The organism is Pinibacter soli (assembly GCF_029961145.1).
Lineage (GTDB): Bacteria > Bacteroidota > Bacteroidia > Chitinophagales > Chitinophagaceae > Pinibacter > Pinibacter soli.
The window spans coordinates 128,621-141,640 of sequence record NZ_JASBRG010000007.1 but is presented as its reverse complement, the minus strand read 5'-3'; the positions used below and the strand labels follow the sequence as shown (position 1 = coordinate 141,640).

14 protein-coding genes and 1 pseudogene are annotated in these 13,020 nt (G+C 40.8%); 8 read left to right on the top strand and 7 right to left on the bottom strand.

The genetic code is table 11. The features are described 5' to 3' along the window. Positions 1 to 17: 17 nt before the first annotated feature. A complete protein-coding gene (locus QJ048_RS11625) occupies positions 18 to 1,457 on the bottom strand; it encodes a hypothetical protein (RefSeq protein ID WP_282334521.1) in 1,440 nt (479 codons plus the stop codon). Between the two features lie 320 nt (positions 1,458 to 1,777). Between QJ048_RS11625 and QJ048_RS11620 the strand changes: the two genes are divergently transcribed. Beyond that, positions 1,778 to 2,578 carry an alpha/beta fold hydrolase gene (locus tag QJ048_RS11620; RefSeq protein ID WP_282334520.1) on the top strand — a complete coding sequence of 267 codons (801 nt, stop codon included), beginning with the start codon at positions 1,778 to 1,780 and terminating at the stop codon, positions 2,576 to 2,578. Here QJ048_RS11620 and QJ048_RS11615 read toward each other — a convergent pair. The 4 genes and pseudogenes from QJ048_RS11615 to bshB1 all read right to left on the bottom strand — a co-directional run. Then, positions 2,546 to 3,397, bottom strand: a pseudogene (locus QJ048_RS11615) (IS3 family transposase); the annotation flags it as partial. The gene QJ048_RS11620 and the pseudogene QJ048_RS11615 sit on opposite strands and share 33 nt — an antisense overlap. A gap of 138 nt (positions 3,398 to 3,535) precedes the next feature. After that, a complete protein-coding gene (locus QJ048_RS23450) occupies positions 3,536 to 3,718 on the bottom strand; it encodes a helix-turn-helix domain-containing protein (RefSeq protein ID WP_425607797.1) in 183 nt (60 codons plus the stop codon). 159 nt (positions 3,719 to 3,877) lie between these two features. Continuing rightward, positions 3,878 to 4,945 carry a fatty acid desaturase family protein gene (locus QJ048_RS11610; protein ID WP_282334519.1) on the bottom strand — a complete coding sequence of 356 codons (1,068 nt, stop codon included), beginning with the start codon at positions 4,943 to 4,945 and terminating at the stop codon, positions 3,878 to 3,880. 259 nt (positions 4,946 to 5,204) lie between these two features. Continuing rightward, a complete protein-coding gene (gene bshB1 / locus QJ048_RS11605; protein WP_282334518.1) occupies positions 5,205 to 5,942 on the bottom strand; it encodes a bacillithiol biosynthesis deacetylase BshB1 in 738 nt (245 codons plus the stop codon). 230 nt (positions 5,943 to 6,172) lie between these two features. Here bshB1 and QJ048_RS11600 point away from each other — a divergent pair, with 230 nt between their 5' ends. The 3 genes from QJ048_RS11600 (at position 6,173) to QJ048_RS11590 (ending at position 7,753) form a co-directional block, all read left to right on the top strand. Then, complete coding sequence (locus tag QJ048_RS11600) at positions 6,173 to 6,478, top strand: YtxH domain-containing protein (protein ID WP_282334517.1); 306 nt, start codon at positions 6,173 to 6,175, stop codon at positions 6,476 to 6,478. A gap of 187 nt (positions 6,479 to 6,665) precedes the next feature. Continuing rightward, positions 6,666 to 7,220: a hypothetical protein gene (locus tag QJ048_RS11595; RefSeq protein ID WP_282334516.1), complete on the top strand. Its 555-nt coding sequence runs from the start codon at positions 6,666 to 6,668 to the stop codon at positions 7,218 to 7,220. Beyond that, positions 7,217 to 7,753, top strand: a complete 537-nt coding sequence (locus QJ048_RS11590) for a hypothetical protein (protein WP_282334515.1) — start codon at positions 7,217 to 7,219, stop codon at positions 7,751 to 7,753. The genes QJ048_RS11595 and QJ048_RS11590 overlap by 4 nt, the downstream gene beginning before the upstream one ends. 141 nt (positions 7,754 to 7,894) lie before the next feature. Here the strand turns inward: QJ048_RS11590 and QJ048_RS11585 are convergent, their stop codons facing one another. Together QJ048_RS11585 and QJ048_RS11580 are read right to left on the bottom strand one after the other, a co-directional pair. After that, complete coding sequence (locus QJ048_RS11585; RefSeq protein ID WP_282334514.1) at positions 7,895 to 8,518, bottom strand: class I SAM-dependent methyltransferase; 624 nt, start codon at positions 8,516 to 8,518, stop codon at positions 7,895 to 7,897. 187 nt (positions 8,519 to 8,705) lie between these two features. Beyond that, positions 8,706 to 9,056, bottom strand: a complete 351-nt coding sequence (locus QJ048_RS11580) for a HesB/IscA family protein (protein WP_282334513.1) — start codon at positions 9,054 to 9,056, stop codon at positions 8,706 to 8,708. A gap of 278 nt (positions 9,057 to 9,334) precedes the next feature. Between QJ048_RS11580 and QJ048_RS11575 the strand changes: the two genes are divergently transcribed. The 4 genes from QJ048_RS11575 to QJ048_RS11560 all read left to right on the top strand — a co-directional run bounded on the left by QJ048_RS11575 (position 9,335) and on the right by QJ048_RS11560 (position 12,795). After that, positions 9,335 to 9,847: a DUF7935 family protein gene (locus QJ048_RS11575; RefSeq protein WP_282334512.1), complete on the top strand. Its 513-nt coding sequence runs from the start codon at positions 9,335 to 9,337 to the stop codon at positions 9,845 to 9,847. A 117-nt stretch (positions 9,848 to 9,964) separates the two neighbouring features. Then, the gene (locus QJ048_RS11570) at positions 9,965 to 10,387 is read left to right on the top strand and encodes an SRPBCC family protein (protein WP_282334511.1); all 423 of its coding nucleotides are present in this window, start codon (positions 9,965 to 9,967) and stop codon (positions 10,385 to 10,387) included. 101 nt (positions 10,388 to 10,488) lie between these two features. After that, positions 10,489 to 11,091, top strand: coding sequence for a DUF1801 domain-containing protein (locus QJ048_RS11565; RefSeq protein WP_282334510.1), 603 nt, complete (start codon positions 10,489 to 10,491; stop codon positions 11,089 to 11,091). 141 nt (positions 11,092 to 11,232) lie between these two features. After that, the gene (locus tag QJ048_RS11560; protein ID WP_282334509.1) at positions 11,233 to 12,795 is read left to right on the top strand and encodes an acyl-CoA mutase large subunit family protein; all 1,563 of its coding nucleotides are present in this window, start codon (positions 11,233 to 11,235) and stop codon (positions 12,793 to 12,795) included. The last annotated feature ends 225 nt before the right edge of the window (positions 12,796 to 13,020 follow it).

The window sequence follows — 13,020 nt, the reverse complement described above, 5'->3', positions numbered from 1 at the left end:
ACAGTTTACTAATGCTGTCACTTTTTTACTTCCACAACTTTGTGTCCGTTGAATTTGTACATTTTTCCACCGATCATCATTTGCTTTCCTTCTTTTAACAAAGTCAGATCCACAACATCTTCATTCAAAAAATGAAGCGATCCGCCGGTAAGTAAAGCAACGGTTATACAATCGGGATTTACACCAATCATGTTATCACCGCAGATAACAACTTTCACCGGTTTGCGAATCTCTTTAGCAAGGGAAATGTCGCGCATGGGTGCCCAGTTGTCGGCCAACAGAACCACATCGTTACAATCAGGAAACATTTCGATTGCCTTGATGACTGCTTCGCAATCGTTCTCCGGTTCGTCGCCACCATTTCCACCCCTCATTACGGTTTTAATAAAATTCGCCGCATTGGAGACGTTTGTGTATTGACGACCGTAAATGCCTCCCGTCTCTCCGATCTTTTTCTGATTGTCAGCTTTAATACCCCCATCGTTAAAACACACAAGATATTTAACAGAAGAGTCTTCATCGTGAAGTGACAACCACGACAATAGTTGGCCGGTGTACCTCGCCATGCTACCCGTAACATCAGCAATAACCAGCGCATCTGTAATCGGAACCCGGTTTAAAACGGAAGGAATTGTTCCCCTGATTATTGATCGCTCACCATACGTTATGGTGTCATTTTTTGCAATCACTACAAACGGACTCAATACCAAGAAGACAGAATCACTTTTAATGGCGCGTTCCTGCGGAAAAACCAACAATTGTTCCTTCCTGGCAACCTCTGTCGGTATTCTGATAAGCGTATCTTTCTTGGGCCAGAATAGTTTTTTTACCAACCGTTCATCATCGGTAATAATTTTTATCGGTCTACCTGCATATTCCCTGTACACGTTGGCATTTTTTCCATGTATTACATCCCAGTGGCGGATCTTGTCGGAAGAAACACTATCCACTATTGGCTCACGTTTGCTAAGCTTTTTAATTACACTGTCAATATAGGCGATTTCCGTTTCGGTATCTTCTGGTTTGAACTTCGGACGATAGTTAATTACCCAGCCATGCAAAAGCCCGAGCGATGACTCTTTGTCTTTGCCATCCAATTGCCGGATCATTTGCCAACTGATATTGCCGTCATGAATATTGATAGGAATAAGATTCAGCAGATTATTGTACCGCTTTCTATTCAAAGGTTTCAGATCCTGGGCAGAAGGATAGTCTGTAAAAACCAGGTCGACGGATAATATCTGGGCATCTTTTAGTTTCCAAACTCCGGTGGAATCTAGAATATCCGGCTGCCCAAAATTCATCTTCAGCAGCAGGCTTTCATTGCTTTCTGTGGGCCGCGTGTATTTTGGAACAAGAATAAGCCGGTTATCCAAAAGCGAATCAATGAATTTGCTTCGCTGGGCATTGAGTAAGAGTGGCAGTAAGGCAAGCAAGAGGCACGGTAGTGTTTTCAATTGAAAATGGTTTGTGTTTGTTTCGATGCAGTGCATTTTTTCCAACACTAAGACACTGAGGACACTAAGCCTCACTTAGTAATACAATGTACGAAAAATCGATAGAATGCTGTATCTTGAAGGAACGCAGATTTTCATGATTACGATGATTTGGTAAGATTTTTTTGGGGATCAGCTGTAGAATAAAAATTGATCTTCGTTGCGTCGCACACTTCAACAGTAAATCATTAATCAGCGACTTGGACAAACAATTAAAGACCATAACAAATCATCACAATCGTGAAAATCTGTGTTCCTTCTCTTACCTCAAAATTGCTTTTATGAAATCCATCTTCTCTGCAATATTCTTTACGCTATTTCTTTTCTCTGCAAGCTTCGCTCAGAAAGTTGATAGTGGTTATTTTAAATCGTTCGACAGCACCCGCATTTATTACGAAGTGCACGGCAGCGGCTATCCTGTAGTGATGGTTCACGGATTTGTGGTAAACGGAAATTCGTGGAAACGCAGTGCACTGTATACAGATCTCTTGCAGAAAGGTTATAAGCTCATCATCATGGATCTGCGGGGAAATGGAAAGTCGGACAAGCCCAAAAACGACAGTGCATACATGAATGATGCAGAAGCGAAAGACATAATGGGGTTGCTCGATTATTTACACATCAATCTCTATCACCTCATCGGTTATTCCCGCGGCTCGATTATAAGTACCAGATTAATGGTAAAAGACAAACGAGTTGACAAAGTGGTGCTGGGTGGAATGGGCGCTGACTTTACAAATCCGCAATGGCCGAGGCGGATATTGTTTTACAGGGCATTGAATGGCGATACTTTGGCTCCCTCGCTTGAAGGGTTTATGAAATTTGCGAAACAAACAGGGCTTGACACCAAAGTGCTGGCGCTGATTCAAAAATATCAGCCTTCCACCAGCGAGGAAGAGTTGGCCAAATGCAAAAACAAAGTGATGGTAATTTGTGGTGATGAAGATAAAGACAACGGCGATGGCAAGGCACTGGCGAAGTTGATACCCGGTGCAACTTTTGTTGAAGTGCCCGGCGTTCATAATACAACGATGCAAACAAAAGCATTTTCAAATGCGGTGACTTCTTTTCTTGAAAAATGAAAGGGCTGCCTGAAAAAGCTGCCCTGTGTAAAACCCGTACAAGATTTTACTATTGATGAAAACTGAACTGGCCCCAAAAAGTTGGACGAATTTAGTTATTGATTTGTTATAATGAGCTCGATATTCTATCGGGCTCATTCCATTTAAATTTAGCTTTATTCTTTCTTTATTAAAGTACTCAATATAGTTATGTATGTCTTCTTTAAGCTCTTCTGTGGATACATAGTGTTTTTGGTAAAATAATTCTGATTTAAGAGTTCCAAAGAAGTTTTCGACTACAGCGTTATCCAGGCAGTTTCCCTTTCTGGACATGCTTTGTATGATCCCATTTTGTTTCAATACCTTTTGATACTTCAACATTTGATAATGCCACCCCTGATCCGAATGTAAAACCAACTCCGTGGGTTTATCTATTTTTTTTAATGCTGTTTCGAGCATATCCATTACTCCTTTAAAATGCGGCCTATCAGTTAGCTCATAGCTGATGACCTCTTGGTTAAACAGATCAATTATCGGCGACAGATAGAGCTTTTTTTCCTTAACTCTGAACTCTGTGATATCTGTTGCCCATTTCTGGAAAGGTTTCTCTGCTTTAAAGTTTCTTTCTAAAACATTGCAAGCAATTTTTCCTTGTGTGCCTTTGTACGACTTGTATTTTTTAACTCGTATTGAGCTCTTTAATTTTAACTCACTCATCAATCTATAGACTGTTTTGTGGTTTATGTTTAATCCATTTTTTTTGACCTGACAGGTAACCCGGCGATAGCCATACCGTCCTTTATGGGCATTGAAAATAGCTTTGATCACGCCTTTAGTCTCAGCGTATTGTCTAGCCGGTCATTTTTCTTAAGGTAGTAGTAGAATGTACTCCTCGCCATCTTTGTACAGTCTAACAGCATATTTAAGTCAAACTGATGCCTTAGCTCTATTATGGCTTGCGCTTGTTTTCTTCGTGAGCTAAGGCGTTCTAGGAAGTAATCCTGATGCTCCATGGTGCTCGTATATTCTATACCATGTCTCAAATAACGAATAAGCAATCCCGAATTCTTTCCCAAGTGATTTTGCAGAGCGATAATGCTCACTCATTTGTTTTACACAGCTTAACTTAAACTCAAAACTGCGGCTGTTTCTTTTTATCATAAAAAATGCCCCCATAAAGTGTCTAACTTTTTGGGGGCAGTGTAATATTTTGAGACAGCCTCTTTAATTATACATTTTCACTTCGTGTTTACATGGGAGACTCATTCAATGCGTCTCTACGGAGTGGCTAATTTTCAACTTTCAATTTTCAATTTCTCTCTACGCCCTTCCGACATGTCTTAAGAACGACACGTGTGAAGCAACTGCGTAACGAACTTTGGTGTATTCAATGTATTTGATGCCATATTCTTCGCAAGCTTGTTTGATGATCTTGCTGATTGCAGGATAATGTACGTGTGAAATTTTGGGAAACAGGTGGTGCTCAATTTGGAAGTTCAGACCACCTACCAGCCAGCTAACCACTTTATTTTTAGTGGCAAAGTTTGCGGTTGTTTTCAATTGGTGAATTGCCCACTCGTCGTCCAGTTTGCCGGTGCTCTCATTTGGCATTGGGAAAGATGTATGCTCAACAGTGTGCGCCAATTGGAACACGATGCTCAATACAAATCCGGCAACCAATGTAACAATGAGGAAACTTATCAGCCAATCAGTAAAACCTACCATGTAAATAGGCAAACCAATAAACAGAAAAGCATGAAATAATTTAAAGCCCCAGAATACAAGGTGATCAGATAGGCTCATCTTTTTCAATTGCATGGTGCCCACCTTTGATTTAAAATATTTTTGATAATCCAGAACAAAGATCCAGAAGAAATAAAGCAAGGAATAAAAGAACCAAAAGTATAAGTGCTGGTATTTGTGCATCTTGTATTTCTTTTGAGTGGCACTCATGCGCAACCAGGGTTGGGCATCGATATCATCATCTACACCATCAACGTTGGTAAATGCGTGGTGAATAACGTTATGCTTCATGTTCCACATAAAGCTGTTTCCACCCAGTATGTTTAAAGAGAATGCTGCTATGTGATTTACCCATTTGTATTTGCTGAAACTGCCGTGGGCACCGTCGTGCATTACATTGAAACCAATCGCCGAAATCAGGCAACCCATTACTGCACTTTCAATGATGCACCAAAAAGCGTTTGGAGTAAAAAATACAAGGTGAATATATACAAATGATAAACTCACCATCAAAATAACCGCTTTCATAAACAGGCTGTAATTTCCCGTCTGTGATTTGCCCACTTCTTCAAAATATTCACTGATCCTCTTTTTTAACTCAGCGTGGAATGAGTTGGGAACACTGGGAAATTTAGGAATTGCCATCACAAATTCATTTTAAAGTAAGCCACAAAAGTATGCTTAAGTAGCGGAGATTCCCTTAAATGAACGACAATTAATTTTAAACATATTAGAAATGTAGAATATTTAACAGTTAAAATTACAAGGGGATGACTTGGGCGTGTTTTAAGTCGAAAAGGCCTAAAAAGAATAACTGAATAAACTGAATGGAATGAATAAACTGAAAGTGGCCAGCTCTACTGCGTTTCAGTTTATTCAGTTTATTCAGTTTATTCAGTCATTGTTATGTTTCATTCTGCACCAACGCGTCCAAACTTCTGATTCCAATTTTTTTCTCGCTTATATATCCTTCGCCGTACTTCACTCCTATGCGTTTGCCAAGCATACGTGCCCTTGCGGTTACACTATCGAGAAAATCGGGTGTGGAAATGTAGGTAACCGGCTCATCGTTCGCCTCACCTGTGCTAAAGAATTGTGTGCCATAAGCTTCGATTGCTTTCATTCGTTGCTCAAAAACATCTGAGATGTCGATGATCAGGTCTGGTTCGTGATACCAATCCTGCAGGTAATGCAGTACATATTTCGGGCGCCATTTTTCCTGCGGATTGCCATCCTCATCATTCGTTTTCACCTTCGTGAGGCCGGAAAGAAAGCATGCATCTGCGATCAGGTGACCTGCACGGCCATGATCTGGATGACGATCGTGCAAAATGTTCGCAATAACTATTTCCGGTTGGTATTTGCGCAAAGCACTTATCAGTTTCAGTTGATGCTCCTCATCATTCTTAAAAAATCCGTCACGCATTTTCAGGTTTTCACGCACGTGAACACCCATCACTTCCGCGGCTTTCACGGCTTCCGTGTAGCGCGTATCAATCGTTCCACGGGTTCCGAGCTCGCCTTGTGTCAAATCAACCACGCCTACCTTTTTACCATTTTTTATTTCGTTGATCAGAGTGCCCGAACAACCAAGTTCCACATCATCCGGGTGAACGCCAATTGCCAGTATATCCAGTTTCATTCGCTAAGTTTAAGAACCAAAAATAATTTGAAAATTTGGAAGATTTGAAAATTTGAAAATTCAGTGGGTGGGTCAGGGGGCTAGTATTGCCGACCGCCTCAAAGAATTGATATTTAATATCAGGAATGATTCAGTGGAAGCATTTTCAAATTCCCATATTTTCAAATTAGCACAACCTTCCTTTGGCACGAATGTTACAATGGTATCAACCAAATTGTAAAACTTCTTTTATGAGTGTAGATTCCAAACACATTGCCACTTTCCTTTTGGGTGCAGCAGCGGCATTTGCGGCACATAAGTACATGTCAATGACGCCTGAGGAAAAAGAAAAGCTTGCCCAAAATCTGAAAGACAAAGCGCATCAGTTCAAAAACGAGGCAGAAAATGCTGCCGATAAAGCGAAAGATTATTTCGCAGAGCTAAAAACCAAAGGCTCCGAAGCTTTCAAAGAACATTTCGGAGATGTTGAAGGCATGTTTCACAACCTGTTCAACAAAGGAGAAAAGCCGGAAGACCCGGGGCCAACTACTGCGTAGTTGCAATTTGAAACTATGGGAATTTAAAATGCTTCCGGTCAATCCTTCTTCAATAATGGCTGTCAGTCTTTAAGCGCCCGCCATTAATCATGTTTACCGACGCACTAACAGCATTTTAAATTCCCATATTTTCAAATTTTCAAATTCGCATTTTTTGCGGTATCTTTCTAAGTACTAACTCCTTGTAATGAAAAGCGTCGTTCCCGTTGCTGTGATCGTTGGCTGGCTGGCTATCGCCCTCTACTTTGGCAGTGGTGGCATTACCCGGATGGAGAACAACAACCTCATTAAAAAAACGATCGACGAAAAGGATACTGCTAAGGTTGAATACAATGGCATTTTGTTTAAGAACAGGGTTTCCATGCAATCTATTCTTGAGGGAGAAAAAACACAGAAACTTTTTCCCTGGGCTGAAGATGTTCCCTCCTATCTCAGTTATATTATTACTGCCTGTTCGTTTGGAATGATTGGCGCATTGATAGCCATTATTTTACAGATAGCTTCAAAAAAAGCACGCATTGAAGACACGCCATATTGGTCGTTGCCGGTACTGGGAGCACTTACGGGATTAGTAGTGCTGGGCCTTTCGTTGTTAATACCCAATTTATTCTTTTCGGGCGAATTGGATGTGAAGCCCGGGGCATTAATGTTTATTTGTTTGTTTAGCGGCATTTATTCCGATAAATTCTATGAAAATCTGTATCTCATTTTTTCAGGTTTACTAAACAAGAAAAAAGAATGAAAGCAGTATTAATTGGTTGCACAATGATGATTTGCTGTTTTGTTGCTTTGGCCCAAACAACTTCTTCTCCACAAGAAGCCACCCGTGTGGCGGTGAAATCATTGCAGAATAATGTCTGGAAGTTTGAGGACAATAAGAAAAAGAAGACTTCTTATTTTTCGATAGATAATAATCAGCGCATGAGTTTGTTGGTGGTGAATGGTAAGGATTCAATCAGATTTCCTGATTACGATGTTGATTACGAACAATCGAAACCGGATGAAATTTTATTCAAAACGACTGTTGACACTTTGGGATCAAAGTATTTGTGTTTTGTAAAAGTGACGGTGAAAGATAACAACAAACTGAAGGTGAAACAGGCATATAACATTGGCAAAGACACCAGCCAGCCGAGCTATTATGAGGGGCCGCAATATGGTGGCACTATGGAATTCAGGCAAATCAACTGTTGTAACAACCACGATCCGCATCATTGCGTAAATGGCCTTTCGGAAATGCTGTCGTTCTGTAAGACGAAGAAATGCACCTTTTGAAGGAATTAAGAATTAGGAATTAGGAATGCTTCAACGCGTAGTCACTAATCTCTTGAAGTTTGCAAATAACCAAGTAATAAATTAATTGAACGTGTACGCAATCAAAGAATTTTCAATTTTCAACTTTCAATTTTCAATTCACTACCTCTTCTCAGCCACAAACCTCACCACAGAACCTACGCCGTTGTGAAACAATCCTTCGTTCAGTTCAATTTCCGTTTCTACCAATTCTTTGAAGTCATAGTTTCTGAAATCGGCTTTAATTTCTTCGATTGAGAATAAAGAACCCAGATCTTTCGGTCCGCCGACTTTCTCATTTTTTACAAGGTACTCAATATGTTTTTTGCTGAACGCTTCGAAAATTACTGTACCGCCTTTGCATAAGTACTTGTTCAGTGTTTTGTGAATCAGGGATTTCATGTCTGCAGGAAAATGAGCGTAGATAAGCGCAATTACATCAAACTGATCAGGCTGGTAATTTAATGTTTGCAATTCCCCAACCTCATAATGAATTGAAACATTATTCGAAGCGGCAAGCTGTTGCGCTTTCTTTTGCCCTTCGGCGCTAATATCAAATGCAAAAACATCCCATCCGTTCATTGCGGCAAATACCGCATTACGGCCCTCACCTTCCGCAGGAAAGAGAATTTTTCCCGGAGGAAGTTTGTTTAGTTGCTCCTTTAAATAATTATTGGGTTCGATGCCGTAGGCAAATTCTTTACCAGCGTATCTTTCATTCCATCTGTTGGTCCAGGCGTTTGTCATGGCTGTTGATTTAAAGTTAGGTAGATGCTGTCCAATAACGATGCGCAAAACTAGGCACGTTAAAAACGATTTGTTTACGTTTTAGGAAAAAATCAATGAGACGATCGAACCGGATTACAGAATCCTAAAAACAAAAAAGCAGAACCATTCGAGGCCCTGCATTTCAAAACATTATCGGGAAAAAATCTTACACTGCAAATGAGGTTCCGCACCCGCAGGTTTTGCTTGCGTTTGGATTGGTAAAAGTAAATCCTCTTGCGTTCAAACCTTCTTGCCAGTCGATCTCCATGCCCATAAGATACAATCCGTGGGATTTATTCATTATACATTGAATGCCATTGATTTCGAAAGTGTCATCGTTTTCCAGTCTCGCATCAAAACCCAGCACGTAACTCATGCCACTGCAGCCGCCGCCTTTCACTCCTACTCTCAGAAATTGAGATTTATCGAAACCTTCTGCGTCCATTAATCTTTTCAGCTCCTTCACCGCACCTTCAGTGAGTGTTACCGGAGCAGTTGTTTCTGTAGTTGTTTCCATAGCGCAAATTTAGGAATAAATGAATAACTGAGTAACTGAATAACTGAATAACCGAGTATCTGACTCGTTAAATGAAAACGGCTTTAAAAATATATGTCATCAGTTAATAGCCGAGTGACCGAACACCTAAAGATACTTTTTGACATTTTAACCTTCAGTTATTCGGTTAATCAGTTATTCAGTTATTTAGCCATTCAATAATTCAACTATTATCACGTTTATTTACATTTGCTCAAATAGATATATAATACACAATGGATTTCTTAAGTACAACCCAAATGGTCTTAGTAGTTATTGCCCTTGCCGTTATAATCGGAGGCCTTTACTTTTTCTATTACTTACGCGACAAAAAGGAGCTGAAAAAAACGGAAGCTGCAACCCCGGCTAAATCCGAGGTAAATGCTTCAACTTCTCTGCAATTACAGGCGTATGAAAGGCTGGTGATTCTGGCCGAAAGAATTGCATTGCCAAACCTCATTAGCCGCCTCAATCAACCCGATGCCAACAAGACTGAAATGCAATTATTGCTGACAAACACGATCCGCCAGGAATTTGAATACAACCTTTCCCAGCAGATTTATGTTTCAGCTCAGGCATGGGAAGCCATCAGAACTTTAAAAGAACAGAATATTCACCTTATAAACCAGGTGGCATTAATATTGCCGTCAGATGCAAGTGGACAGGAGCTCAACAGAAAGCTTCTTGAAGTGATCATGAGTCAACCGCAGGGTTCGATGCACGGACTGGTGCAGGAAGCGTTGAGTTTTGAGGCGAAGAAGATAATGCAATAAAAAGTAAAAATTTAAAAGTCAAAAATCGAAAAGGTTAGAGACGTTAGCCTTTTTTAGGACTGTACACTTTTTGAATTTTGACTTTTGAATTTTGCGTTTACATAAAACGAACATACCATGGATCAAAAAAGATCTCACCTCACTGTGGAAGTCCTCATCGAGGCCCCGCTTGCCAAAGTTTGGAAAAGCTTTACTAATCCTGAAGCTATTAAGCAGTGGAACAATGCTTCGCCTGACTGGCACACACCTGCAGCGCAAAACGATCTTCGCAAAGGCGGCAGTTTTTCTTATCGTATGGAAGCGAAAGACGGCAGCTTTGGATTTGACTTTGGCGGCGTTTACGACGAAGTTGTCGAGAAGGAACTGATCGAATACACCATGGGCGACGGCAGAACGGCAAAAGTCCTTTTCAAGGAAGAAGACGGCCAAACCGAAGTCGTTGAAACCTTTGAAGCCGAGGAAGAGAATTCGCTCGAAATGCAACAAGCCGGCTGGCAGGCCATTTTGGACAATTTCAAGAATTTTGTTGAGAAACAATGAGATTTTAAAAATTAAAAGGAAAAAATCAAAAGTAGAAAATGCGTTTATTTAATCATCCTTTCTGAATACAAGGTTTTTGACTTTTAAATTTTGACTTAGTTATGGACAAAGCCGAAAACATCGACGCCTACATTGCTGCTTTTCCTGCAGACGTTCAAAGTCTTTTGGAAAAAGTAAGAAAGACCGTGCAGAAAGCTGCGCCAAAAGCAAAAGAAGTTATTAGTTATGGAATGCCTGCGTTTGAGCAGAATGGTAAGCTCGTCTATTTTGCAGGATATAAAAATCACATCGGCTTCTATCCCACCTCATCCGGTATTGCCAATTTTCAAAAAGAAATACAGTCGTTCAAAAACTCAAAAGGCGCAATACAGTTTCCTCTCGACAAGCCTTTGCCGGTCGACTTAATCACTCAGATCGTAAAGTTCAGAGTAGCAGAAACTGATCAGAAAGTTGCGTTAAAAAAAACTGCTAAAAAAACAACCGTAAAAAAGACGGCAGAAAAAAACAAAGTTGCCGACAAAGATTTCCTTTCTACACTTGTTGCGCCCGCAAGAAGAGCATTAGAAAATAACGGCATTACCACTTTACAAATGCTTGCCAAATACACAGAAAAAGAAATTCTTACTTTCCACGGTATGGGGCCAAGTACGATGCCGAAGCTGCGAACAGCATTGGCAGAGAAAGGATTGGCGTTTAAGGAATAATTGGAAATTGAAAATGAACTTCTTTGATTTGGGTGTTCAAACTTGATGCACTTTCAATTTTCAACTTTCAATTTTCAATTATTTGTCCGCTCCCAAAAATCCCTACCTTCACTGCCCTATTGATTGCTATAAAATATCAGAATGCCAGAAAAAAAATGTTTTACCGACTCCGGTATTGAGATCAGACAGGTGTATTCGCCGAACGGAGAGATTGCTCATGCCGGAAAAGAGCTGCCCGGCGAGTTTCCTTTTACCCGCGGAATTCAAACCGACATGTATCGTGGCAAGCTGTGGACCATGCGCCAGTACGCAGGTTTCAGCACCGCAGAAGAAAGTAACAAACGCTATCATTATTTGCTCAACCAGGGAGTAATGGGTTTGAGTGTTGCCTTTGATTTGCCTACTCAAATTGGTTACGACAGTGATCATGAGCTTGCAGAAGGCGAAGTGGGAAAAGTAGGTGTTGCTATTGACAGCATCGAAGATATGCAGGCACTTTTTAATGGTATCAAGCTGGAAGATGTTTCTACTTCCATGACCATTAACGCGACGGGATTTATTCTCCTTGCATTTTATGTAGCATTGGCAAAACAACAAGGTGCGGACCTCAAAAAGATATCCGGCACCATCCAAAACGATATACTTAAAGAATATGCGGCAAGGGGCACTTACATCTATCCGCCAAAACCTTCGATGCGCATAATTACCGATATTTTTGAATGGTGCAGCCATGACCTTCCAAAATGGAACACCATTTCTATTTCCGGTTATCACATTCGCGAAGCAGGAAGCACGGCCGTGCAGGAAATTGCTTTCACTTTGAGCAATGGAAAAGCTTATGTACAAGCTGCACTTGAAAAAGGTCTGGATATTAATGTATTTGGCAAACGTCTGTCCTTCTTCTTTAATGCACATAATAATTTATTTGAAGAAGTGGCGAAGTTCCGCGCAGCGAGACGCATGTGGGCGAAGATCATGCAATCGCTTGGAGCAACAGATCCCAAAGCAATGATGCTGCGCTTTCACACGCAAACCGGCGGCAGCACTTTAACGGCACAACAACCGCTCAATAATATCAGTCGTGTTACCATTCAAACACTGGCTGCTGTGCTTGGTGGTACACAGAGTCTGCATACAAACGGTTACGATGAAGCTTTGAATCTTCCAACAGAAGAAGCTGCGAGAATTGCGTTGCGTACACAGCAAATTGCAGCCTATGAAAGTGGCATTGCAGATACCGCCGATCCGTTAGCAGGCAGTTATTTCATCGAAACACTAACTGATGAAGTAGAAGAAAAAGCATGGCAACTGATCGCTAAAATCGATGCAATGGGCGGCAGTGTAAGCGCTATTGAAGCCGGATTTATCCAGGATGAAATTGCACGCAGTGCATACGAATACCAGCGCAATATTGAAACGGGACAAAAGATCATCGTGGGCGTAAACAAATTCGCGATCGATGAAAACCAGCGTCCGCCTTCATTTAAAATTGATGACAGCATAAGACAACTGCAGGTACAAAAACTCAATAGTTGGCGTCATAACCGCAACCCGGCTAAATGTGATTCTATTTTGCAGGAATTAAATGACAAAGCCAACAGCGGCGATAACATTATGCCAACTGTAATTGAAGCCGTTGAAAACAAATGCACACTGGGGGAAATTGCAGATGAGCTACGAAGCGTGTTTGGGGAACATAAATAACCCCGATTATCTTTTTTACCACGGAGTTAACGGAGTCTTTTTCACAGAGGAAAAGAGGGGTTGAATTGTTGAGATGATTCGTGTAAAAAAAATCATCGCGACTGATTGTGAAAATCTAGTCACACTCTTTAAAACACCTCTCCTTTTCTCTGTGAAAAAAACTCCGTTAACTCTGTGGTAAACAAAAAAAGAGGCTTTAGCGTCTTCTGATTTTTTTAAGTCTTA

Bases quoted from the DNA above. Each gene is read 5' to 3' on its own strand.
- QJ048_RS11560 (WP_282334509.1), top strand. From the start codon at position 11,233: ATGCCAGAAAAAAAATGTTTTACCGACTCCGGTATTGAGATCAGACAG.
- QJ048_RS11590 (WP_282334515.1), top strand. From the start codon at position 7,217: ATGAAAGCAGTATTAATTGGTTGCACAATGATGATTTGCTGTTTTGTT.
- QJ048_RS11620 (WP_282334520.1), top strand. From the start codon at position 1,778: ATGAAATCCATCTTCTCTGCAATATTCTTTACGCTATTTCTTTTCTCT.
- bshB1 (WP_282334518.1), bottom strand. From the start codon at position 5,942: ATGAAACTGGATATACTGGCAATTGGCGTTCACCCGGATGATGTGGAA.
- QJ048_RS11610 (WP_282334519.1), bottom strand. From the start codon at position 4,945: ATGGCAATTCCTAAATTTCCCAGTGTTCCCAACTCATTCCACGCTGAG.
- QJ048_RS11575 (WP_282334512.1), top strand. From the start codon at position 9,335: ATGGTCTTAGTAGTTATTGCCCTTGCCGTTATAATCGGAGGCCTTTAC.
- QJ048_RS11580 (WP_282334513.1), bottom strand. From the start codon at position 9,056: ATGGAAACAACTACAGAAACAACTGCTCCGGTAACACTCACTGAAGGT.
- QJ048_RS11595 (WP_282334516.1), top strand. From the start codon at position 6,666: ATGAAAAGCGTCGTTCCCGTTGCTGTGATCGTTGGCTGGCTGGCTATC.
- QJ048_RS23450 (WP_425607797.1), bottom strand. From the start codon at position 3,718: ATGATAAAAAGAAACAGCCGCAGTTTTGAGTTTAAGTTAAGCTGTGTA.
- QJ048_RS11585 (WP_282334514.1), bottom strand. From the start codon at position 8,518: ATGACAAACGCCTGGACCAACAGATGGAATGAAAGATACGCTGGTAAA.
- QJ048_RS11565 (WP_282334510.1), top strand. From the start codon at position 10,489: ATGGACAAAGCCGAAAACATCGACGCCTACATTGCTGCTTTTCCTGCA.
- QJ048_RS11600 (WP_282334517.1), top strand. From the start codon at position 6,173: ATGAGTGTAGATTCCAAACACATTGCCACTTTCCTTTTGGGTGCAGCA.
- QJ048_RS11570 (WP_282334511.1), top strand. From the start codon at position 9,965: ATGGATCAAAAAAGATCTCACCTCACTGTGGAAGTCCTCATCGAGGCC.